At 52.2% G+C, this 21,216-nt stretch carries 23 protein-coding genes and 1 riboswitch; of the genes, 9 read left to right on the top strand and 14 right to left on the bottom strand.

The genetic code is table 11. From position 1 onward, the window contains the following. The first annotated feature begins 15 nt into the window (after nt 1-15). Together ETV65_RS06595 and cspE are read left to right on the top strand one after the other, a co-directional pair. Nucleotides 16-753, top strand: a complete 738-nt coding sequence (locus tag ETV65_RS06595; RefSeq protein ID WP_129952073.1) for a DUF2076 domain-containing protein — start codon at nt 16-18, stop codon at nt 751-753. A 177-nt stretch (nt 754-930) separates the two neighbouring features. After that, on the top strand, nt 931-1,140 hold the full coding sequence (gene cspE / locus ETV65_RS06590; protein ID WP_009636912.1) for a transcription antiterminator/RNA stability regulator CspE: 210 nt from the start codon (nt 931-933) through the stop codon (nt 1,138-1,140). A 66-nt stretch (nt 1,141-1,206) separates the two neighbouring features. On the opposite strand, the gene ETV65_RS06585 is transcribed toward cspE, so the two are convergent. The 3 genes from ETV65_RS06585 to crcB all read right to left on the bottom strand — a co-directional run bounded on the left by ETV65_RS06585 (nt 1,207) and on the right by crcB (nt 3,905). Beyond that, nucleotides 1,207-2,394, bottom strand: a complete 1,188-nt coding sequence (locus ETV65_RS06585) for a multidrug effflux MFS transporter (RefSeq protein ID WP_129952072.1) — start codon at nt 2,392-2,394, stop codon at nt 1,207-1,209. Between the two features lie 9 nt (nt 2,395-2,403). After that, complete coding sequence (locus tag ETV65_RS06580; protein ID WP_205951551.1) at nt 2,404-3,060, bottom strand: TetR family transcriptional regulator; 657 nt, start codon at nt 3,058-3,060, stop codon at nt 2,404-2,406. Between the two features lie 461 nt (nt 3,061-3,521). Next, nucleotides 3,522-3,905, bottom strand: coding sequence for a fluoride efflux transporter CrcB (gene crcB / locus ETV65_RS06575; protein ID WP_129952070.1), 384 nt, complete (start codon nt 3,903-3,905; stop codon nt 3,522-3,524). A gap of 66 nt (nt 3,906-3,971) precedes the next feature. Next, nucleotides 3,972-4,034, bottom strand: a riboswitch (Fluoride riboswitch). 83 nt (nt 4,035-4,117) lie between these two features. Here crcB and ETV65_RS06570 point away from each other — a divergent pair. Further along, nucleotides 4,118-4,540, top strand: coding sequence for a GNAT family N-acetyltransferase (locus tag ETV65_RS06570; RefSeq protein ID WP_129952069.1), 423 nt, complete (start codon nt 4,118-4,120; stop codon nt 4,538-4,540). A 4-nt stretch (nt 4,541-4,544) separates the two neighbouring features. Here the strand turns inward: ETV65_RS06570 and ETV65_RS06565 are convergent, their stop codons facing one another. Then, a complete protein-coding gene (locus ETV65_RS06565; RefSeq protein ID WP_129952068.1) occupies nt 4,545-5,891 on the bottom strand; it encodes an aminotransferase class I/II-fold pyridoxal phosphate-dependent enzyme in 1,347 nt (448 codons plus the stop codon). Nucleotides 5,892-6,100: 209 nt separating this feature from the next. On the opposite strand from ETV65_RS06565, the gene ETV65_RS06560 reads away from it, so the two are divergent. The 6 genes from ETV65_RS06560 (at nt 6,101) to tatE (ending at nt 11,374) form a co-directional block, all read left to right on the top strand. Beyond that, entirely contained in the window at nt 6,101-7,057 is a 957-nt protein-coding gene (locus ETV65_RS06560) for a nitrate ABC transporter substrate-binding protein (protein ID WP_129952067.1), read from the top strand. 45 nt (nt 7,058-7,102) lie between these two features. Beyond that, nucleotides 7,103-7,897 carry a deaminated glutathione amidase gene (locus ETV65_RS06555; RefSeq protein WP_129952066.1) on the top strand — a complete coding sequence of 265 codons (795 nt, stop codon included), beginning with the start codon at nt 7,103-7,105 and terminating at the stop codon, nt 7,895-7,897. Between the two features lie 194 nt (nt 7,898-8,091). Continuing rightward, nucleotides 8,092-9,000, top strand: coding sequence for an ABC transporter substrate-binding protein (locus ETV65_RS06550; RefSeq protein ID WP_129952065.1), 909 nt, complete (start codon nt 8,092-8,094; stop codon nt 8,998-9,000). Further along, nucleotides 8,997-9,980, top strand: a complete 984-nt coding sequence (locus ETV65_RS06545) for an amino acid ABC transporter permease (RefSeq protein WP_129952064.1) — start codon at nt 8,997-8,999, stop codon at nt 9,978-9,980. The genes ETV65_RS06550 and ETV65_RS06545 overlap by 4 nt, the downstream gene beginning before the upstream one ends. Next, nucleotides 9,977-10,774, top strand: coding sequence for an amino acid ABC transporter ATP-binding protein (locus tag ETV65_RS06540; RefSeq protein WP_129952063.1), 798 nt, complete (start codon nt 9,977-9,979; stop codon nt 10,772-10,774). Before ETV65_RS06545 ends, ETV65_RS06540 begins: the two co-directional genes overlap by 4 nt. Before the next feature lie 393 nt (nt 10,775-11,167). Next, nucleotides 11,168-11,374, top strand: coding sequence for a twin-arginine translocase subunit TatE (gene tatE / locus ETV65_RS06535; protein WP_129952062.1), 207 nt, complete (start codon nt 11,168-11,170; stop codon nt 11,372-11,374). A 98-nt stretch (nt 11,375-11,472) separates the two neighbouring features. On the opposite strand, the gene lipA is transcribed toward tatE, so the two are convergent. The 10 genes from lipA to nadD all read right to left on the bottom strand — a co-directional run bounded on the left by lipA (nt 11,473) and on the right by nadD (nt 21,207). Then, nucleotides 11,473-12,438 carry a lipoyl synthase gene (gene lipA / locus ETV65_RS06530; protein WP_013576503.1) on the bottom strand — a complete coding sequence of 322 codons (966 nt, stop codon included), beginning with the start codon at nt 12,436-12,438 and terminating at the stop codon, nt 11,473-11,475. A 368-nt stretch (nt 12,439-12,806) separates the two neighbouring features. Beyond that, on the bottom strand, nt 12,807-13,490 hold the full coding sequence (gene lipB / locus ETV65_RS06525; RefSeq protein WP_129952061.1) for a lipoyl(octanoyl) transferase LipB: 684 nt from the start codon (nt 13,488-13,490) through the stop codon (nt 12,807-12,809). A gap of 73 nt (nt 13,491-13,563) precedes the next feature. Further along, a complete protein-coding gene (gene ybeD, locus ETV65_RS06520) occupies nt 13,564-13,827 on the bottom strand; it encodes a DUF493 family protein YbeD (RefSeq protein ID WP_013576500.1) in 264 nt (87 codons plus the stop codon). Nucleotides 13,828-13,952: 125 nt separating this feature from the next. Beyond that, on the bottom strand, nt 13,953-15,161 hold the full coding sequence (gene dacA, locus ETV65_RS06515; protein WP_129952060.1) for a D-alanyl-D-alanine carboxypeptidase DacA: 1,209 nt from the start codon (nt 15,159-15,161) through the stop codon (nt 13,953-13,955). Nucleotides 15,162-15,317: 156 nt separating this feature from the next. Beyond that, nucleotides 15,318-16,460, bottom strand: coding sequence for an endolytic peptidoglycan transglycosylase RlpA (rlpA, locus tag ETV65_RS06510; protein ID WP_129952059.1), 1,143 nt, complete (start codon nt 16,458-16,460; stop codon nt 15,318-15,320). A gap of 9 nt (nt 16,461-16,469) precedes the next feature. Further along, a complete protein-coding gene (gene mrdB, locus ETV65_RS06505; protein WP_129952058.1) occupies nt 16,470-17,582 on the bottom strand; it encodes a peptidoglycan glycosyltransferase MrdB in 1,113 nt (370 codons plus the stop codon). A gap of 6 nt (nt 17,583-17,588) precedes the next feature. Then, nucleotides 17,589-19,493 carry a peptidoglycan DD-transpeptidase MrdA gene (mrdA, locus tag ETV65_RS06500; RefSeq protein ID WP_129952057.1) on the bottom strand — a complete coding sequence of 635 codons (1,905 nt, stop codon included), beginning with the start codon at nt 19,491-19,493 and terminating at the stop codon, nt 17,589-17,591. A gap of 38 nt (nt 19,494-19,531) precedes the next feature. Beyond that, nucleotides 19,532-20,002, bottom strand: coding sequence for a 23S rRNA (pseudouridine(1915)-N(3))-methyltransferase RlmH (gene rlmH, locus ETV65_RS06495; protein ID WP_013576495.1), 471 nt, complete (start codon nt 20,000-20,002; stop codon nt 19,532-19,534). A 3-nt stretch (nt 20,003-20,005) separates the two neighbouring features. After that, nucleotides 20,006-20,323 carry a ribosome silencing factor gene (gene rsfS / locus ETV65_RS06490; protein ID WP_129952056.1) on the bottom strand — a complete coding sequence of 106 codons (318 nt, stop codon included), beginning with the start codon at nt 20,321-20,323 and terminating at the stop codon, nt 20,006-20,008. 206 nt (nt 20,324-20,529) lie between these two features. After that, a complete protein-coding gene (nadD, locus tag ETV65_RS06485) occupies nt 20,530-21,207 on the bottom strand; it encodes a nicotinate-nucleotide adenylyltransferase (protein ID WP_129952055.1) in 678 nt (225 codons plus the stop codon). Between the last annotated feature and the right edge of the window lie 9 nt (nt 21,208-21,216).

The raw sequence follows: 21,216 nt of genomic DNA, 5'->3' as shown, positions 1-21,216 counted from the left end.
CAACAAGGTGAATTTATGCAATCTGAAGAACAGCGTTTAATTGACGGGCTTTTTAGTCGCTTACAACAGGCTGAGTCCAGTACGGCACCGCGTGATGCGGAGGCTGAACGTGTGATTCAGGCTCATATCCGGCAGCAGCCGTCTGCCCCGTATTACATGGCGCAGGCGATGATTATTCAGGAAGCGGCGCTGACTAAACTGAATGCGCAGGTACAGGAACTGCAACAGCAGGTACAGCAGTTGCAACAACAGGCACAGACCGCTAAACCGCAAAGCACCGGTTTTCTGGCCGGCTTGTTTGGCGGTGGCTCGTCTCAGCCTGAACCGCAACGCCAGACGTCGCAGGGCAGTCAGCCCATTCCTGGTACGCAGGCGTGGGGAAACCCGCCTCAGCAACCGCAATATGCCTCACAGCCGCAACAGCAGGCACCGGCCGCACCGCAGCAACCGGGTTTTCTGGGCAGTGCATTGCGCACGGCGGCGGGCGTCGCGGGCGGGGTGGTGCTGGCAGATATGCTGACCGGCATGTTCCATCACAGCCAGCCGCAGGAAATCGTCAATATCATCGAAGAACCGCCGGTTCAGGATCTCAATCCGGCTGACAGCAGCTTCCTCGATAACAGTCAGAGTTTCGACAGCAATCAGCTTTCATGGGAAGATGCGTCGTTGCGTAATGATAATGCGGATCCCGGTTTCGGAAATGATGATTTCGACACTGACGATTTCAACAATGATGATGACTCATTTTTCTAACCGCTTGATGTCAGACGGCTATTAACGGCCCTTTTGGCAGCAGAAAAAAGTAACAGAAAGCGAAGAGTGAGAGGTTTATCGCTTATTGCCATCAGAATTCTGGACAAAAGTGAAATCTGTTGCTGTACTGTATTTGACACACGTTTTGTGTCCAACATTCACGTAAAGGTAAGTTTGATGTCTAAGATTAAAGGTAGCGTTAAGTGGTTCAATGAATCTAAAGGTTTTGGTTTCATTACCCCTGAAGATGGCAGCAAAGATGTTTTCGTTCATTTCTCTGCTATTTCCAGCAACGGTTTCAAAACCCTTGCTGAAGGCCAACGCGTAGAGTTCGAAATCACCAATGGTGCCAAAGGCCCGTCGGCTGCTAACGTTATCGCTATCTGACTTTAGCCGATTTATTAAAAAAACCCGCCGAAGCGGGTTTTTTTTTGTCCGTCATGCGTCAATACCTTACGCCGGTTTCCGCACCAGCATGACGAACATCACGATGGCAATCGCGTAGCAGCCGAGAATGGTCAGCCCCATCGATAATGCGGGCTGGCTGCCAAAACCTGTTACCGGTACGGCAATCGCCCCGAGTGCAAACATACACACCCCCAGCAGGGCAGACGCGCTGCCTGCATTTTTCCCCTGACTTTGCATCGCCAGCGATCCGGCATTCGGGCTGATAATCCCGATCACCATCACAGAGAAGAAAAGGGGCACCAGCAACAACACGAGTGGTGCATTCAGGCTGGCGGAAATCACCAGCGCCACAGAAGCCACTGCGGCGATGCACAAACCGGCTTTGACCAGCGCCATTTCGCCGAAGCGACGGCTCAGGCGGGTAGAGACCTGAGCGGAAATCACCAGACCGATGCCGTTAATCGCAAAGCACAGGCTGAACATCTGCGGGCTGAGATGGTAAATCTGTTGCAAGACAAAAGGTGATGCGCCGATATACGCGAACATTCCGGCCATAATAAAGCCCTGCGTCAGGCATAAACCCATAAACGGACGATGTTTCAGCAGGCCGAATACCGAGCCTAACAGGCTGAAAATACCGCCCCGGGCACGGCGTTCGGGCAATAAGGTTTCATGCAGTTTTAGTGATGAGAAGCTGAACAGTAAGATGGCAATAAACGCCAGTACACCGAATATTCCCCGCCAGTTAACCCAGCTCAGCAATGCGCCGCCCAGTACCGGGGCGATGATCGGTGCCAGTCCGTTCACCAGCATCAGCAATGCAAAAAACCGTGTCAGTTCATGCCCGTTATACAAATCCCTTGCCACTGCGCGTGATAATACCGCGCCACCGGCTCCGGCGATCCCCTGTAACAGACGGGCGACAATCAGCTGATTGATATCCTGCGCCACCGCACACCAGACCGATGCAGCCAGCAATAAAGCCAGGGACCACAACAGCGGGCGCATACGACCATAACGGTCACTCAGCGGGCCGAACAGTAACTGACCGAAACCGAGGCCAAGTAAACCTGCGGTCAGGCTTAACTGTGCGCTGGCGGTGGACGTATTCAGATCGCCCGCCATTTCCGGCAATGCCGGTAAATATAAATCTGTACATAACGGCCCGAGTGCGGCGAGCGAGCCGAGAACAAGGGCATAACCGAGGCGTTTTTCGTGCAGGTGAGCGCTCATGGTAAAAGTTTATTCCCGTTTGCTGGTGGTAAAATCCGTTTCGAAGAGGCTCTGGAAGTAGCGATGGTATAAGGCTTCCAGAAGCTCAGCGTCGGCGTGAACAGTCGTCATACGACGAAAAGCAGTGCCTTCACAAATCACGGCTAAGGATTCGACTTTTGCTGTCATTTCAGCATCAGAAAATTGAGGGAAAGTGGCAGTGAGAAAAGATTTTGCTTCCTTAAACAGCTGCTTTTCGGAATCACGCCAGATTTTTTCCACAATCGGATTGCGGGTCGCTTCTGCAGCGACTTCCAGCATCAGGGCATGGTCAATTTCGGCCTGCTCTTTTTGTCCGGCGCACTGATCTTCTTTATACGGCGCGCTTAAATTGCCGATCCGCCGGTGCGCCAGGTTGTGGGCCACCTGTTGCAGATTGTGCGCGTTGCCGGTCATCAGCCGGATTTTCTTCATCACAATTCGCCGGACGATTTCTTCTATTATCGCGTCTTTATTGGCGAAATAGCGGTAAATCTGTCCCACACTGAGCTGCGACGTTTTCGCTATTTCAGCCATACCTGCGGCGTGGAAACCATGCTTGCGAAAGCACAGACGTGCAGCGGCAATGATCTGGTCGCGTCGTGCGCTGATGCGCGCATCTTTAGTGCATTGTGGTGGGGGATGCATGAGATATCCGGTCATTTGGCTGATGTGGATTGTGAACGATCATTCTCAAGTATAGGGAATAGAGAGAGGCAGGTAAATATTTGTATTATGAATGGGGTAAAAAGCGGTTTTTATTTCTGCGCTATTAAGCACAATATAGACATGAAAACGGCGCCATCAGGAAGAAAGCGCCGTTTACGGAAAGAGATAAAGCTGCGGGCTACGCGGGGCTGTTAAGCAAAGTATGCCTGCAAAAATGCCACCACAGTCAGCACACAGAGGGCTACAGTCAGGAATTCAGAAGATGTTTTTGGAACAGAAAACATGTCATGCCTCAAAGGTAAACCAGGTTGAACTGACACTATTATCTGCAGATAAGATGAAGGAAACATTAAGATACGCGCGTGAGGAGATGGACCGCCATCACAGATTTATCACAGCGATGCCTCTTGTCATAAAAAAGGCATCGCCGGAAGATAGGATTAGTGCGCGCTGAACCAGCTGACCAGCATAAACGCCAGTAATGTCATGGCCAGTGAACCGGCCATGTTCAGCGCCATGTTCAGCAGCGCGGCACCGAAGCGGCCCTCCTGAAGCATGTAGACCACTTCCAGCGAGAAGGTGGAGAAGGTTGTCAGGCCGCCACAGAAACCGGTGGTGATCAGCAGCTTCCAGACAGGGTCGATATGGGTCAGGCGGGTGAAAATTGCGATGCCCAGGCCAATGATAAAGGCACCGACCAGATTCACGGTCAGGGTGCCGGCGGGCAGTACCGGACTCATGCCGTTCATTTTGAGACTGACATACCAACGCACAACGCTGCCTGTACCACCGCCAATAAAGACTGCAAGTAAGGTGCTAAACATAGTAATACCTTAAAAAATAAATGAAATTCAGAAAGGTCCGGGCACAGCGCTACGAACCTCTCGCGAGATTGCGCAGACATCATCAGCCGGTAAAGGCGGTTTGGGAGGAATGTCATCTCCCTGGTACAGAGTCGTGAAGGCGCTCAGTTTACATCGTGTTATGACGCTTGTGTAGCCGTGTTTCCGTAACAGTTTTTTAAAGAGAAAATACCATGTTGATCAGAGAAGGTACCGTGCAGGATGCGCCGGTTCTGGCGCAATTACTGGGGGATTTGGATTATCCCAATACGTCTGAAGCGATAGCAGAGCGTGTAGCAAAAATGGCCGTCAACCCGGACAGTCGTCTGTTAGTGGTCGAGAAAGAAGGCAAAGCGGTCGGCTTTATTTCGTTACATTTCATCCCGCAAATTGCGCTGGCCGGAGAATTTTGCCGTATCAGCTATTTGTGTGTCAGCGATCATGCACGTGGCGGCGGTATCGGCCAGAAATTGCTGGATGAAGCCGAACGTCTGGCAACAGAGCGGGGCTGTGACCGGATGGAGGTTCACAGCCATACCCGCCGCGTACGGGCCCACACTTTTTATGCGCGGGCACAGTACGAGGAATCACCGAAGTATTTGCTCAAAAAACTCTGAGCAATCAGGCATCCAGCGCCAGCACGATAGCGTCGGCGATCAAATCAACCTGCTCAGGTTTCACCTGACTGGTGCTGATACGGATAAATTGCCCCGGCCCGATGCGGCTGCGCTCACCGGGCAGAACTGCAATACCGCGCGCGGCAAGGGTCACCAGCGCAAACTGTTCTGATGGCACCGGGATCCACAGCGCCAGCCCGTCTCGGTCGGGGATATTCACGCCGCGCATGCGCAATGCATCGGACATGGCTTTGCGACGTTCCGCATACACTGTTTTAGCATGCGTAATTCCTTGCTGCGTTTTCGGATCGTTAATCAGCCATGCCAGCGCTTCCTGCAAAATACGGCTCGACCAGCCGGCACCAAAATTGCGGAATGATTTGATTTGCCTGATTAAATCATGTGAGCCCGAGATAACCGCCAGCCGTAAATCCGGCCCGTAGGCTTTGGAATAAGAACGGACATGCACCGTGCGGTCCGGTAGCTTGCTGCCCATACTCAGCGGCGCATAACGCGACAACTGGCCGATACCGTCATCTTCAATAATCAGCGTGTTACTTTGGCTGAGGATATCGGCCAGCGCAGCATAACGTTCTGCGTTAATTGCGTGGCCGCAATGTGAATGGGTGCGTGGCTGAAAAATAAAAGCGGAAGGATTTTTCAGCAGTGCCTGGCTGAGTGACTCCGGTTTGGGCCCGAATTCGTCGCACTTCACCGCAATTACCTGTGCGCCCAGATTATCCAGCATATCCAGCAGTCGTGTGGCGGTCGGATCTTCAATCGCGACAACCGACCCCTGCATCAGCAGGGTTTGCAGCGTCAGATTCATCCCATCAAATCCGCCATCCGCCGCCATAAAAGCGGGGGCGTCATAGGGCCAGTCCTGCCGCGCGGCTTTAAGCAGCGACGGCGCAATAGCCTCACGCTGATAGCTGTTCAGATTGCCGGCACCCACACCGTGCTGCATGGCTTCGTGCAGGTCAGGTAACAGTGCCGGATCCGGCGACGACAGGGCCAGATCCGCAATAATATGCTCACCGAAATTACCGATTTTTTCAAAGCGTGCCGGTCTGGGTGACAGCATATCGCCACACACCCAGACGCCGTTGCGTCCGCGTCCGGCGATCACTTTCTGACGTCGTAACTGACCCCAGGCGGCAGAAACCGTGGCCGGACTGACTCCCAGCGCCTGCGCGAGTTCACGCACGGCGGGAAGATGCGAACCAATCTCGATCACACCGGAACGGATCATCGCCGCGGTTTCAAGCGCAATACCCCGCATGGAACGATCCTGTAATTGTGTCGCTAACCATTCTGCATCCAGCGTTTTTTCGAGAGCGTTTTCTGCCATTTTTATGCCTTTTGTTCAGTAACAAAGATTCTATTGTACATATTAATTTATGCCATTAGTATCAAACTTAGCCAACGGAGGCGATAAAATAATCACATTGCCGCAAAGATAAGGGCCTTCGTAAAAAATTTGGTGTGTTTCCGGGAAGGTTTGTAAACGCACCGTTGTTTTTCTGCATATCAACCATGCTGACACTTAAGGGGAAAGATGTGACGATTACCATCAGGCTGGCAGTTCGTGACTGGGATTATTTTACGCCGCTGGCATTAGGCGATCTTAAACCGGAAGGGTTTAATCTTGAGATAGACCGCGTGGGGACGCTGGTTGATAACCTGGGCAGCAGCGACAAATACGATGCGGGTGAAGTGTCTTTCAGTCGTTATGCACAAGGGCGTGCGCGGGGCGAATCTGATTTGCTGGCGATACCGCATTTCCTGATGCGTGGATTCCGCCAGCGCTGCATCATCACCCGCGAAGACAGCCCGTTGACCGAACTTTCGCAACTGGCCGGTAAACGTATTGGCCTGACCGGCTGGCAGGATTCCGGCAATACCTGGACCCGTACATTGCTGGCACGGGAAGGTGTGGGCATTGAAGATGCGAACTGGTATGTCGGCCGTCTGACCGAAGCGCACCCGATTGTCGACCGTCTGGCCGGTTTTGGCCGCGAAGGACGCATTGAAGCCGTTCCGCAAGAGCGTCCTCTGATGGCGTTATTACAGGAAGGCTGGCTGGATGCGGTATTTACACCGTTTATGCCTGAGGGCTTTTTCAAGCCTGATTCCGGTTTCCGTCAGTTCCAGCCGGATTTCCGTGCCGCTGAACTGGCCTATTTCAACCGCGTCGGGTATATCCCCGGTATCCACCTGCTGGCGGTCAAACCTGCGCTGGCCGAAGAGCATCCGTGGTTGCCGCAGGCACTGAGCGACATCATTGACCGTTCTTATGAAATCTGGATGGATAAGCGCGCAAAATACGCCGATACCACGCCATGGCTGCTGGATGATTTACGCCGCACCGTGGCCGATTTACCTGCGGACTGGAATGCAAACGGTTACGCTGCCAATGAAAAGATGATTGATGATTTTGCGCAGGAATTATATGCACAGGGGCTGAGTGCTAAACGCCTGACGCCGCGAGATTTGTTCCCGAACTTTGCTCAGTAACACTTAACCGATCGCTTTGACCCATGAGCGACAGGGGAGTCAAAAATGAAAGTTGCATTAGGTCAGTTTGCCGTTTCCCGTGAATGGGAAGCGAATGTCGAAACCTGCCTTTCGCTGATGGCGAAATCTGTGGAAGCGGGGGTGGATTTGCTGGTGCTGCCGGAGGGTATTCTGGCGCGTGATATTACCGATCCGGATTTGGTTTTAAAAGCGGCACAACCTCTTGATGGTCCGTTTGTCAGCCAGATGCTGGCGGCCAGCAGGGGTAATCAGATGACCACCATGATGAGTGTCCATACGCCCGCACCGGATGGCCGTGCTTATAATGTGCTGATTTCCCTCCGGAATGGCGAAATTATTTCTGAATACAGAAAGCTGCATCTTTATGATGCGTTCTCTTCTCAGGAATCTAAAAACGTCACCGCAGGCGACGAAGTGCCGCCGCTGGTGAATGTCGCCGGGTTTACGGTCGGCCTGATGACCTGCTATGACGTGCGTTTTCCGGAGCTGGCACGTCGCCTGGTGCTTGATGGAGCCGACGTACTGGTGCTGCCCGCCGCATGGGTGAAAGGCCCGCTGAAAGAAATGCATTGGGAAATACTGGTCACGGCACGCGCACTGGAAAATACCACCTATATGGTGGCGGTGGGTGAATGCGGCGAGCGCAATGTTGGCAACAGCATGGTCGTCGATCCGCTGGGTGTGGCGATTGCCCGCGCCGCCGAAGCCCCGGCACTGGTATTTGCTGAACTGGATAAAGATCGTCTGGCTCATGCCCGAAAAGTATTACCAGTGCTGGCAAACCGCCGTTTTGGTTTACCGCAACTGCGTAACGACTAACGCTGTGTGGCCGGTCCTCAACGGCTGCCTCAGATTTCATGCAGTACCGCGCCTTCACCAGGGAACGCGTTTATTTCTTATATCAGTCACCATAAATAGAAACACCCGGAAAGCTGCCACGGAAGGTAACCACTCTAAAATACACAACATTCATAAACTCACAGACCGACTTTTAACACAGAGGAAATAAAAGAATGATGGCAAAACAACTCCGTCAGGCTGCTGTACTGACTGCTGCATTACTTTCCGTATCTTCGATAAATGCCTTTGCTGCTGAAAATGTGACAATCCCGGCTCAGACGATGGATCCGGCGATCCATGCAAAATTACCTGCGGATATTCAGAAGTCAGGCGTGATGACCTCTGTGAACAATGGCTCATTCCCTCCGTATGAGATTGTGACCGGTGCCAATGGCCTGGATGGTGCAAGTGCGGATCTGGCGCACGCGCTGGCACAAGTGATGGGTGTAAAAATAGAGCATGCTTCCGTGAGCGGTTTATCCGGCATCCTCAGTGGCATGGCCGCAGGGCGCTACCAGATGGGTATCGGCCCGATTGGCGATTATCCTGATCGTCAGGCAAAAAATGATTTCATTGATTTCGTCAAAGAATACGTTGTTTTCGGTGTGCGCAAAGGTAACCCGGAAAACATCAGTTCCCTCGATGATACCTGCGGTAAACGCATTGCCGTGATGGCGGGCGGTTCTGCTGAACAGGTGATCCGTAAGCAGTCTGACGCGTGCGTTAAAGACGGTAAACCGGCGGTGACAGTACAGTCATTTGCCGATCAACCAACGTCGATTCTGGCGGTTCGTTCTAACCGTTCCGACGCATTCTTCTCTTCTCAGGCACCGCTGACCTATTTTGTTGAAAAAGCCAACGGCCAGCTTGAACTGACCGGTACCGGCAAATCAAATGGCTTTGGCGATATCTTCCAGGGGACGGTCGTTGCCAAAGATTCACCGGTTCGTGACGCGATCCTCGCCGGTTATCAGAAACTGTTCGACAACGGCACGTATGCCATCATCATAAAAAAATGGGGCCTGGAAGGCAATATGATCCCGGCACCGGGTATTAACCTGGCAAAGGCGCAGCCTAAATGACTGATAAAACGTATAGTTCAACACCGGCAGTCAGGGACGACTATACGCAGGATCCGCGACGCAACGTTGAGTTTTCCCACGCCCCGCGTCATTACGGCCGCTGGGTGGCCTGGATAGTGGTGCTGCTGATTGCCGCTGACGTGATCTGGGCGGTTTCGCACAACCAGAACTTCGAATGGCACGTGGTGGCGCAATGGTTCACGGAAGGTTCGGTGATCAAAGGCCTGGGCGTCACGCTCGGCCTTACTGTGGTGTCGATGCTGCTCGGAGTGTTCATCGGCCTGATGCTGGCCATTGCCCGTCTGTCTGACAGCATATTGCTCAGGAAATTAGCGGGGCTGTATATCTGGTTCTTCCGCGGTACGCCGCTGCTGGTGCAGTTATTGTTCTGGTACAACATGTCGACATTGTTCCCGCGTGTGGTGTTGGGGATCCCGTTTGGTCCGCAATATCTGAGCTGGAATACGAATGATCTGATCACCCCGCTGACAGCTGCCATTGCCGGTCTGGCGCTGAATGAGGCGGCTTATATGGCAGAAATCATTCGGGCAGGTTTGCTGTCAGTCGATAACGGTCAGGCGGAAACCGCACAGGCATTTGGCATGAGTCGTGGCCGTGCGCTGCGCCGGATCATTATTCCTCAGGCCATGCGGTCGATTATTCCGCCGACCGGTAACCAGCTCATCAGTATGATTAAAGCGACATCGCTGGTCAGCGTTATTGCCATGGGGGATTTGCTGTATTCCGTGCAAACTGTCTACAACCGTACCTTTGAAGTGGTACCTATGCTGATGGTGGCAGTGATTTGGTATCTGTTTATCACGTCATTGCTCAATCTTGGGCAGTCTGCAATTGAACGCTATTATTCCCGCGGCACACGCCGGACATTGCCTAACGTCAAACGTCGTCAAAGCAATGCGGAAGAAAAAACCGCGCCGATCATCAGTACACCGGACATGGTCCGGAAGGAGGATTTATGAGTCAATTACACGCTGACACACAGTCGTCCGGACAAGCATCACTGGTGATCGCCCGTAACGTGCATAAAAGTTATGGTGATAACGAAGTGCTGAAGGGAATCGATCTTGATGTGAAACCCGGCGAAGTGGTGGTGATCCTCGGGCCGTCGGGCTCGGGTAAATCCACCTTTCTGCGCTGTATAAATCATCTGGAAGATATCGATCGCGGTTCCATTATGGTAGGCGGTGAGCAAATAGGTTATGAACTGCGCGGGGACCGTCTGCATAAATTGCCTGAACGGGCAATTGCGCGGCAGCGCCGGGATATCGGCATGGTATTCCAGCAATTCAATCTTTATCCGCACATGACTGTGTTGCAAAATATCATTGAAGCACCGGTGGGTGTGCATAAAGAAAGCCGCCATGAAGCGGAGAAATATGCGCATGAGTTGCTGCAAAAAGTCGGCCTGAGCGATAAAGCCAATGCTTATCCGCGCCATCTTTCCGGCGGTCAGCAACAGCGTGTGGCTATAGCCCGTGCGCTGGCGGTGAAACCTAAACTGATGCTGTTCGATGAACCGACGTCAGCGCTCGACCCTGAACTGGTCGGCGAAGTTCTGGCCACTATGCGGGATCTGGCCATGCAGGGGCTGACGATGATAGTGGTGACGCATGAGATTGGCTTTGCGAAAGAGGCAGCAGACCGCGTAGTGTTTATGGATCGCGGGGTTGTCGTTGAGCAGGGGGCCGCGGAAGATGTCCTGGTCAGTCCGAAACATCAGCGGACACAGGCGTTCCTGAGCCGCTTTATCTGACCGGTAAGACGGGCTGAAGCCGGGAGTGCAGACCGTTATTCTGCAATTTCCACCCGGTTTCGTCCGTTTTACGCAATGCAGTCCGCAATGATGAATACCGCTAAGCCGGATGGTATGAAGCGTTTTCCGCATGGATTTTCATTGCAGGTGGTAAGCCGGAGGGATCATCGGGTCGAAAACAAACATGCCGGGGGAGAGGGTTGCCCGGTAAATAAAAACAGAAATACTTTATGAGCGTACTGTTCACGCTCATAATAGCTCACTCTGGTCACTATGCGCACAGTTCTGGATCCGTTCTGTTACATTTTCGGGTTGTATTAACGTCGCGAATGGCCGTTAATAACGGCATATAGCTATTGCTGTTTTCCAGCACTCAGTGTTAAGAAGGTATGTATGGAAGGTCTAAGTATTACTAAATTGTTGGTGGTCGGCGTGCTGATCGTTTTGTTGTTCGGTACCAGCAAACTCCGTTCTCTGGGCGGCGACCTGGGCGCGGCACTGCGTGGCTTCAAGAAAGCCATGAATGATGATCCTGCTCCCGCTTCTGCTGAAAAAACCGCAGAAGAGAAGCCTGCTGAACGTGTTGAGCATAAAGACTGAGTCTTCAGAGCGACAGTTCCCGGCCCTTTAGCCAAACGAAAAAGGTTGTTCTTGCGAACAACCTTTTTGTTTTTGTCAGACAAAGAAGTTACGAGATGTTACTTAACTTCTAATCCTTTCGCTTGCAGATCGGCGTGGTAAGAAGAACGCACGAACGGACCGCATGCCGCATGGGTGAAGCCCATTTCCATCGCCGCTTCTTTCATCTGATCAAACTCTTCAGGGCTGACATAACGCTGCACCGGCAGATGATGACGGCTTGGCTGTAAATACTGGCCGAGTGTCAGCATCGTCACGCCATGACGACGCAGGTCGCGCATCACTTCGATGATTTCTTCGTTCGTTTCGCCCAGGCCGACCATCAGTCCTGATTTAGTGGGTATTTCAGGATGTGCTTCTTTAAAACGTTGCAGCAGCGTCAGTGACCACTCGTAGTTTGCGCCCGGACGAACCTGACGGTAAACACGCGGCACATTTTCCAGATTGTGGTTAAACACATCAGGCGGGCTTGCATTAAGGATTTCCAGCGCACGATCCATACGGCCACGGAAATCCGGCACCAGAGTTTCGATTTTGATGGTTGGGTTTTTCGCGCGGATAGCCGTAATACAATCTGCAAAGTGCTGAGCCCCGCCGTCGCGCAGATCATCACGGTCAACGGAGGTGATGACTACATAACGCAGACCCATATCAGAAATGGTCTGCGCCAGTTTTTCCGGTTCGTTAGTATCCGGAGCTGTCGGGCGACCATGTGCCACATCACAGAACGGGCAGCGACGGGTACAAATGGCACCGAGGATCATGAATGTTGCGGTACCGTGGTTGAAGCACTCGGAAAGGTTAGGGCAGGCCGCTTCTTCACAAACAGAATGCAGGCCATTTTTGCGCAGTGCTGATTTAATGCCCTGAATTTTCGTTGAGTCGGCTGGCAGTTTGATTTTCATCCATGCCGGCTTACGTAACATTTCCTGCCGGTCACTGACCACGGTTTTCACCGGAATTAACGCCATCTTATCTGCATCGCGGTATTTGACACCGCGTTCCATCTGAATCGGTTTACTCATAATCTTGCAGCTTCCAGGTTTGTCACTCGTTACCCGAGTTTTTTCAGGACATTCAATGAACTGGCTGATTCATCAAAAAAAGTAGAAATAATGCGGAAATTATATCATTGAAGCATCTCTTCGTTCAGCCCTTCGTCATGGCCGGAAGTGCTAAATAGTGCAATTTTTTAACTTTAAAGAAGAAGTGGCCTCGATGAAATCACTTTTTATCGCATTTAGTCTTTTGAAAAGACTGATTATTTTAACGATTCATTACGAGGGCTGAGACGGTGTTAATAGTGTGTAAATATTTTCCCGCGCGCCTGATAAATCCCGGAAACGCGAGGTATGCGGGAAAAGATTAATGCCGGGGGAGCAACGGCCAATAATCACTGCGCTGAAGAGGCATAATGTTCAACCTGCCAGGGCAGGTAATCAACCTGCAGGTAATCAAGACGATGGTTAAAACATTTCACCAGAACAGGCATCACCTGATCGACCGTCAGCCCCGGCTTCTCGAGGCTCGCCTGCGTCATTTCAAGGCCGGCGTAACCACAGGGGTTGATGCGACGGAAAGGCTCGAGATCCATATCAATATTTAATGCCAGACCGTGTAACGAACATCCTTTGCGGATCCGTAATCCCAGCGAACAAATCTTTTTACCCCCGACATATACACCCGGTGCATCCGCGCGCGGGTAAGCTTCAATGGAGAAATGCGCCAGCGTATCGACTACCGTTTGTTCAATCGCCGTCACCAGCTGACGAACACCCAGTTTTTTGCGTTTCAAATCCACCATCACGTACATCACCTGCTGACCGGGACCGTGATACGTCACCTGGCCGCCACGGTCGCTCTGGATAACCGGAATATCACCGGGCATCAGGACATGTTCGGCTTTGCCAGCCTGCCCCTGCGTAAATACACGGGGATGCTGAACCAGCCAGATCTCATCAAGCGAGTCGGCGTTGCGGTGTTCCGTAAAATGGTGCATGGCCAGAGAAACCGGCTCATAGGGCTGAAGGCCAAGCTGGCGCAGTACGATACGTTCTTGCGGATTTTGTGGTTGCACGGCAGTTATCGTCAATCAAGAGGGGGAAAAACGCGCGACAGTGTGGCTCCCGCGCGGATCGGTCAGAAAGGGCTTACAGCACCATGCGGACAATTTCGATATTGCCCAGCTCATCGTACAGGGTTTCGACCTGATCGATGTGAGTCGCAGTTATCGTAATTGAAACGGAGTGGTAATTCCCTTTACTGCTCGGTTTTACCTGAGGATTGTAATCGCCAGGCGCATGGCGTTGCACGACTTCCACAACCTGGTCTACCAGCTCGGGTTGTGCCAGGCCCATTACTTTGTAGGTAAAGGGACAAGGGAATTCGAGCAGTTCGTTCAGTTTGGTTTTCATGTGCACTCCAGCGTGTTGTACAGCGTATTAAGTTTTATCTCTCAAAGTATAACTCCCGCCGTAGCGGGAGTTATAATCTATACCGGTTATATGGGGGTTGTTGCAAATTTTTTCAAGCGGACAACTTAGCCAAACCAGTGGTGGAACATCAGTTTGATGTAATCCACGATGCGGCCGAAGAAGCCGCCTTCTTTTACTTCATTCATGACGACAAGAGGGCGTTCATCAATGGTTTTTCCATCAAGCTGGAAGTTGATTGACCCAACCACCTGATTTTTCTGCAAGGGTGCATGCAGTTCCGGGGTGTTCAGCACATAGCTGGCTTTCAGATCTTTCATGCGACCGCGCGGGATCGTCAGGTAAGCATCTTTTTCAACACCCAGCGCGACGCGATCAGTATCGCCAAACCAGACAGGTTCTGACGCAAACTCTTTACCGGCTTTCAGCGGAGAAACGGTTTCGAAGAAACGGAAGCCCCAGGTCAGGAGCTTTTTACTTTCTACTTCACGGCCTTTATACGTGTGCCCCCCCATCACGGCGGAGATCAGACGCATCTGGCCTTCTGTCGCAGAAGCCACCAGGTTATAACCTGCTGAATCGGTATGACCGGTTTTAATGCCGTCAACATTCAGGCTGTTATCCCACAACAAACCGTTACGGTTCATCTGGCGGATATTGTTGAAGGTGAATTCTTTCTCTTTGTACGTGGCGTACTCTTCCGGCACATCACGGATCAGCGCCTGACCAATCAGCGCCATATCGCGGGCTGAGCTGTACTGACCCGCGGCATCAAGACCATGAACAGTACCGAAGTGGGTATTTTTCAGTCCCAGTGAGCTCACATAGTTGTTCATGATGGCAACGAAAGCATCCTGACTCCCGGCGACATGGTCGGCCATGGCGACACACGCATCATTACCTGACTGCAGAATGATCCCGCGGTTGAGCTCAGAAACCGGTACCCGATCACCCGGTTTGAGGAACATCAGGGAAGAGCCTTTGAAGACCGGATTGCCAGTGGCCCAGGCGTCCGGACCGACGGTAACGATGTCGGTCGGAGAGATTTTGCCGGCTTTGATGGACTGACCGATAACATAACTGGTCATCATTTTTGTCAGGCTGGCAGGATCGCGGCGCGCATCGGCATTCATTTCTGCCAGAACTTTGCCGGAGTTGTAGTCGATCAGGATATAGGCTTCAGCATCAATCTGCGGAACGCCAGGGATCATTGTTTTTAAATTGACATCGTCGGCATAGGCGGACGCTGCACTCAAAGTGATTACGGTGCCCAATGCGAGGCTTTTGACTAAACGTGAAGTATTTACAAGTTTCATGATCGGGACAACAACATCCGTGGGAGTAAGTGATAAACGTGCGCCACTATAGCAGAAGAGTCATAAGTCAGACATCTTCGATTACCGACGCTTACTGACTTTTACTTATACGAAAGGGGACGTATAAGAACGGGGCCGAAGCCCCGCACTGGAGAATTACATACCGGCGGTGACAAAAGATTGCTGCTGAGCTTCGCTGGCCAGGCGCTGTTTCAATTTTTCGGCCTGCTGGCGGGTACTGAAAGGCCCGAGTTGCACACGATAGGTGCTGCCATTAGCCTGCACCTTGCCTGGTACCGAGAAACGCTGACTGAGGCTTTTTTGCCATAACTGCGCATTTTGCGGGTTACTCAGTGCGCCAACCTGCACCATAAAGCCTGAGGCAGGAATTGCCGTGGTATGCGCGGGTGCCGCAGAAGCAGCAACCACCGGCGCGGCAGTAGCGACAGCCACCGGTGCGGCAACCGGTGCGCTGCCTTCTAAAACACCCTGACGTAATGGTGTCGGTGCACTCAGAAAACCGCCGCCGCTGTTGCCGGACGTGGTGGTGGTGCCGGTGGCAGCAACGGTATTGCCTGCGTTGTCTTCGTCATTGGTCAGCGGTGCGGCATTTGGGTTGCTGAGCGTGCTGTTACTGATTGGACGCACATCTGACGTATCGACCGGCTGAGCGCTCAGCGTAGGCGTGCCCATACTGCTGGCCCCTAAATTCGGACGTGATGGCAGGGCATAAGATTGTTTGGCGACGGTCGTCCCAATCGTACCCGGGCCGGAGAGTGTGCCATCTGGTGCAACGTTGATGAAATCAATACGGACTTTCGTGCTGTTGGTCAGATTCAAACGGTCTGCCGCAGCCTGAGATAAGTCAATGATTTTGCCGGGAACGTAAGGGCCGCGGTCGTTAACACGCACCACCAGCATTCGGCCGGTCGCCATGTTGGTGACGCGCACATAGCTTGGGATCGGCAGTGTCGGGTGCGCTGCGGTCATGGCTGTCGGGTCGAATTCTTCCCCGATCGCCGTGGTATTGCCCCCGTTCTCCTGCCCGTACCAGGCGGCTTGCCCGACCTGCGAGAAGTTAGACGGGTCTTTAATGATCTTATAGGTTTTACCGTTAACGGTATAATCCTGCAGGGTGCCCGGATTATAAGGTTCGTAACGCGGATCTGCCCCGCCGATTTCTACCACCGGGCCATTGTAGGCTTGCTGCGGTGCCGGTTGTTGTTGCTGTGTTTCGTCAGTGGCGCAACCACTTAACAGCAAACCGATAATGACAGCTCCAAGCCACTGCTTACGCATTGCTCACCTCTATAAATTTTTCGACAACATTTTTCGATGAGTATGTATCGACATAACGATACCAAACCCTGCCATTAGCACGATGAGTGCCGACCCGCCATAGCTGACCAGAGGCAAAGGTACCCCAACTACCGGGACAATACCACTGACCATACCAATGTTAACAAACACATAAACGAACAGAATCAGCATCAGTCCGCCGGACATTACACGGCCAAAAGTGGTCTGTGCATGGGCGGCAATCACCAGACCACGCATAATGAGACATAAATACAGCCCGAGCAGCACCAGAACGCCAATCAGCCCAAGTTCTTCGGCGAGTACAGCAAAGATAAAGTCGGTATGTCGCTCGGGCAGGAATTCAAGCTGAGACTGCGTACCGTGTAACCAACCTTTGCCGGAAAGACCGCCAGAGCCGATGGCAATTTTAGACTGAATAATATGATAGCCCGCGCCCAGCGGATCGCTTTCAGGATCAAGCAGCATCATGACGCGGTCGCGCTGATAGTCGTGCATCAGGAAGAACCACAGAATCGGGATAAACGCGGCAACCAGAAGGGCGGCGACGGCAATCAGTTTCCAGCTCATGCCCGAAAGGAACAGTACGAATAATCCGGATGCGGCAATCAAAATTGAGGTGCCCAGATCGGGCTGTGCTGCGACCAGCAGGGTAGGGATAAAGATTAATGCCAGAGCAATTGCGGTATTTTTGAGTGAAGGCGGGCATACGTCGCGGTTGATAAAGCGCGCCACCATCAAAGGCACGGCAATTTTCGCCAGTTCTGATGGCTGGAATTTTATGATCCCCAGATCCAGCCAGCGCTGCGCACCTTTACTGATACTGCCGAAAGCATCAACCAGCACCAACAAAAAGACGCAGAAGATGTAAAGATAAGGTGCCCAGCTTTCATAAACGCGCGGCGGGATTTGCGCCATGACCAGCATAATCACCAGACCCATGAGGATCTGGCCAATTTTACGCTCCATCATGCCCATATCCTGACCGCTGGCGCTCCACATCACGAACGCACTGTAGGTCAGCAGCGCGAGCACGATCAACAGCATCGTCAGGTCGATATGCATTTTCGACCACAATGATCTTTTTTGTTGGTTCTCAGTCATTGACGGTTAATCACCTTCGGTTCCCGGCGGCGCTGGCGCGTCGGCCGGTAATTGTGTCGTGTTGTCGCCCAGTAAAATATGGTCGAGTATCTGGCGTGAAATTGTTCCTACAGCCGGCCCCGCGCCCCCGTTCTCCAGAACCACGGCAACCGCCACGGTCGGTTTGTCATACGGTGCAAAAGAGGTCATCAGCTTGTGGTCACGCAGATGCTCAGCGATTTTATGCGCATTATAGATTTCATTGGCTTTCAAACCGTAAACTTGTGCTGTCCCGGATTTTGCAGCGGCTTTATAAGGCGCGTCAGCAAAATACTTGCGGGCAGTCCCGTTCGGCCGGTTTGCAACGCCATACATACCGTCTTTAGCGATTTCCCAATAGCCGGAATGGATATCGCCAATCTGAGTGGTTTCCTGCTGTTTGTATGGCACCTGCTGGCCGTCAACTTTAGTACTCAGCAGCAAATGCGGCGTTTTGACATTGCCGTCATTAATCAGTGTGGTCATGGCTTTCATGATTTGGACAGGCGTGGCAGTCCAGTAGCCCTGACCAATGCCGACCGGTATGGTATCGCCCTGATACCAGGGTTTTTTGAAGCGTTTAAACTTCCAGTCGCGGTTTGGCATATTCCCGCTACGTTCTTCTGATAAATCGATACCGCTGTACTGGCCGTAACCAAATTTCCCCATCCACTCGGAAAGGCGGTCAATCCCCATATCATAAGCAACCTGATAGAAGAAGGTGTCAGCCGATTCTTCAAGGGCTTTAGTCACATTCAGGCGACCATGTCCCCAGTGTTTCCAGTCGCGGTAACGCTTGTCTGAGCCCGGCAATTGCCACCAGCCCGGATCAAACAGGGACGTATTTTTATTGATAACGCCGGTTGTCAGCGCAGAAACTGAAATATACGGTTTCACAGTAGACGCTGGCGGATAAACGCCCTGAGTCGTCCGGTTGATCAAAGGCTTATTCGGGTCGTTAAGCAGTGTGTTGTAATCTTTGCTGGAGATGCCATCCACAAACAGGTTCGGGTCATAACTCGGGTTAGAGACCAGTGCGCGGATAGCGCCATCACGGGGATCAGTCACCACGACTGCGGCGCGGCTGCCGGTCAGAAGCACTTCAATGTATTGCTGTAACGGTAAGTCGATTGTCAGGTAAATATCTTTGCCCGCCTGCGGCGGTTCTTCGTGAAGCTGGCGGATAACACGGCCACGGTTGTTCACTTCAACTTCTTCATAGCCGGTTTTACCGTGAAGTGTATCTTCATAATAGCGCTCAATACCGAGCTTACCGATGTCGTGCGTGGCAGCATAGTTGGCCAGAATGCCGTCTTTATCGAGGCGCTCAACGTCACGGTCATTGATTTTCGATACATAGCCGATAACGTGCGTCAGCGCGGAGCCGTAAGGATAATAGCGCCGCTGATAGCCCTTGACCTCAACGCCAGGGAAGTGGAACTGGTTTACCGAGAAACGTGCAACCTGGACTTCAGTCAGTGCCGTTTTCACCGCAATAGACGTAAAGCGTCGCGAACGCTGACGCTCTTTTTTGAAGTTATCGATATCTTCCTGCGTGAGGTCAACTATCGGTTTGAGGCCTTCAAGCGTGGCCTGCAAATCGTCCACTTTTTCCGGCACCAGTTCGAGCTGATAAATTGTGCGGTTCAGCGCCAGTGGCGTGCCGTTGCGGTCATAGATAATCCCGCGGCTGGGCGCGATGGGCACCAGTTTGATACGGTTATCGTTAGAGCGGGTTTGGTAATCCTGGAAACGGACAATTTGCAGATTATAAAGATTAAAAGCTAAAACGCCGCTAAGTAGCAGAATGCCGATAAACGCCACCAGTGCACGGCGCACAAAGAGGGCTGATTCAGCCGTATAGTCGCGAAAAGGGTTACGATCTATTTTCATCCCACTACTTAATTCATGTTGCTGACATTCACCACCCGTTATTCGCGGTGGTATGGATGATTAGTGGTAATACTCCAGGCCCGGTAAAGGCTTTCCGCAACCAGAACCCGAACCAGCGGGTGAGGGAGGGTCAACGGAGAGAGCGACCAGCTCTGTTCCGCTGCAGCTTTACAGGCAGGCGCCAGCCCTTCCGGGCCGCCGATTAACAGGCTGACATTGCGTCCGTCCTGCTTCCAGCGTTCCAGTTGTTGCGCCAGTTGCGGGGTTTCCCATGGTGTGCCTGGAATATCCAGCGTCACGATACGATTCCCTTTACCGACGGCGGCCAGCATCTGTTCACCTTCTTTTTCAAGAATGCGCTTGATGTCTGCGTTCTTCCCACGCTTCCCGGCCGGAACCTCAGTCAGTTCAAACGGCATGTCTTTAGGAAAACGGTGCAGATAATCGTTAAAACCGGTTTGCACCCAGTCAGGCATTTTAGTGCCGACGGCGACAAGTTGCAGCTTCACGCATCAGCCCCAGAGTTTCTCAAGCTCATACAGCTGACGGCTTTCTTCCTGCATAACATGCACAATCACTTCACCCAGATCGACAACTACCCAGTCAGCTTCATTGATACCTTTCACACCCATGGCATCAAGACCGGCGGCTTTAATTTCTTCAACCAGATGCCCTGCGATGGACATGACATGGCGGCTTGACGTGCCGGTGCAGATAATCATGCAGTCAGTAATACTGGATTTACCTTTAACATCAATGGCGATGATGTCTTGTGCTTTCAGGTCATCGACTTTATCGACAACAAAATCTTGGAGCGCTTTACCTTGCAAAGGTTCCCCCTGGGGATGTTTGAAACAATTGACCTCACGAGATGTTCGCCGGTGTAACACCGAAGCAATGAAAAATCTCATGAAGGATAAACATAGCGGTTATCTGGAAAACAGCTTAAAACGTTTAACAATCAATACATTGTACTGGTTGATCACGCAGCGTTATCGAGAGCCGAAATTAAGCGGCGCAGTATAGCACGCGTTAGCTACTCGCGGTATAAGCCCTGTGATTCTATGTAGCGCTCAACGGCGGAAGGCAATAAATCTGAGCACTCAAGACCCGCATGGCGGCGCTCACGGATTTCAGTCGCTGAAATATCCAGCAATGGAGTATTGGCCTGATAAATGAATCCGGCCGGTTTTTGCTTAAGTGCATCGGCATTATTCACCCGATGGGTGTCATACCATTTCTGCAGTTCTGGTGTATCAAGTTGTTCCTGATAACCCGGGCGTGCCATGACCACGATATGACAGAAATCCAGTAACGATTCCCACCGGTGCCACTTATGAAGCATCAGTAACGAATCCTGACCAATGATAAACGCCAGCGGGCATTTATCGCCATGTTCTTTACGTAACGTTGCAAGTGTCTCAATCGTGTACGAGGGCGTATCCACAGCCAGCTCACGGGGATCGACTGAAAACAGCGCATTATCCGCCACCGCCAGCTTCGCCATTTGCAGGCGTTGCTGCGGGGTTGCCTCGGGTTGCGGCCGGTGCGGGGGGACGTTATTGGGCAGCAGGATCACCTGATCAAACCCGGCCTGCGCTGCCAGTGCCGAAACGGGTTTCAGATGTCCATAATGGATCGGGTCAAATGTGCCGCCGAAAAAAGCCAGAAGCTTTTCAGTGGTTGTAAAAGAATGTGCAGTGCGGTGCGGCATACTGATGTC

The sequence above is a fragment of the Rahnella sp. RFA10(1/100) genome, assembly GCF_004195115.1.
GTDB lineage: Bacteria > Pseudomonadota > Gammaproteobacteria > Enterobacterales > Enterobacteriaceae > Rahnella > Rahnella perminowiae.
This window is presented reverse-complemented; position numbering and strand designations above follow the sequence as displayed.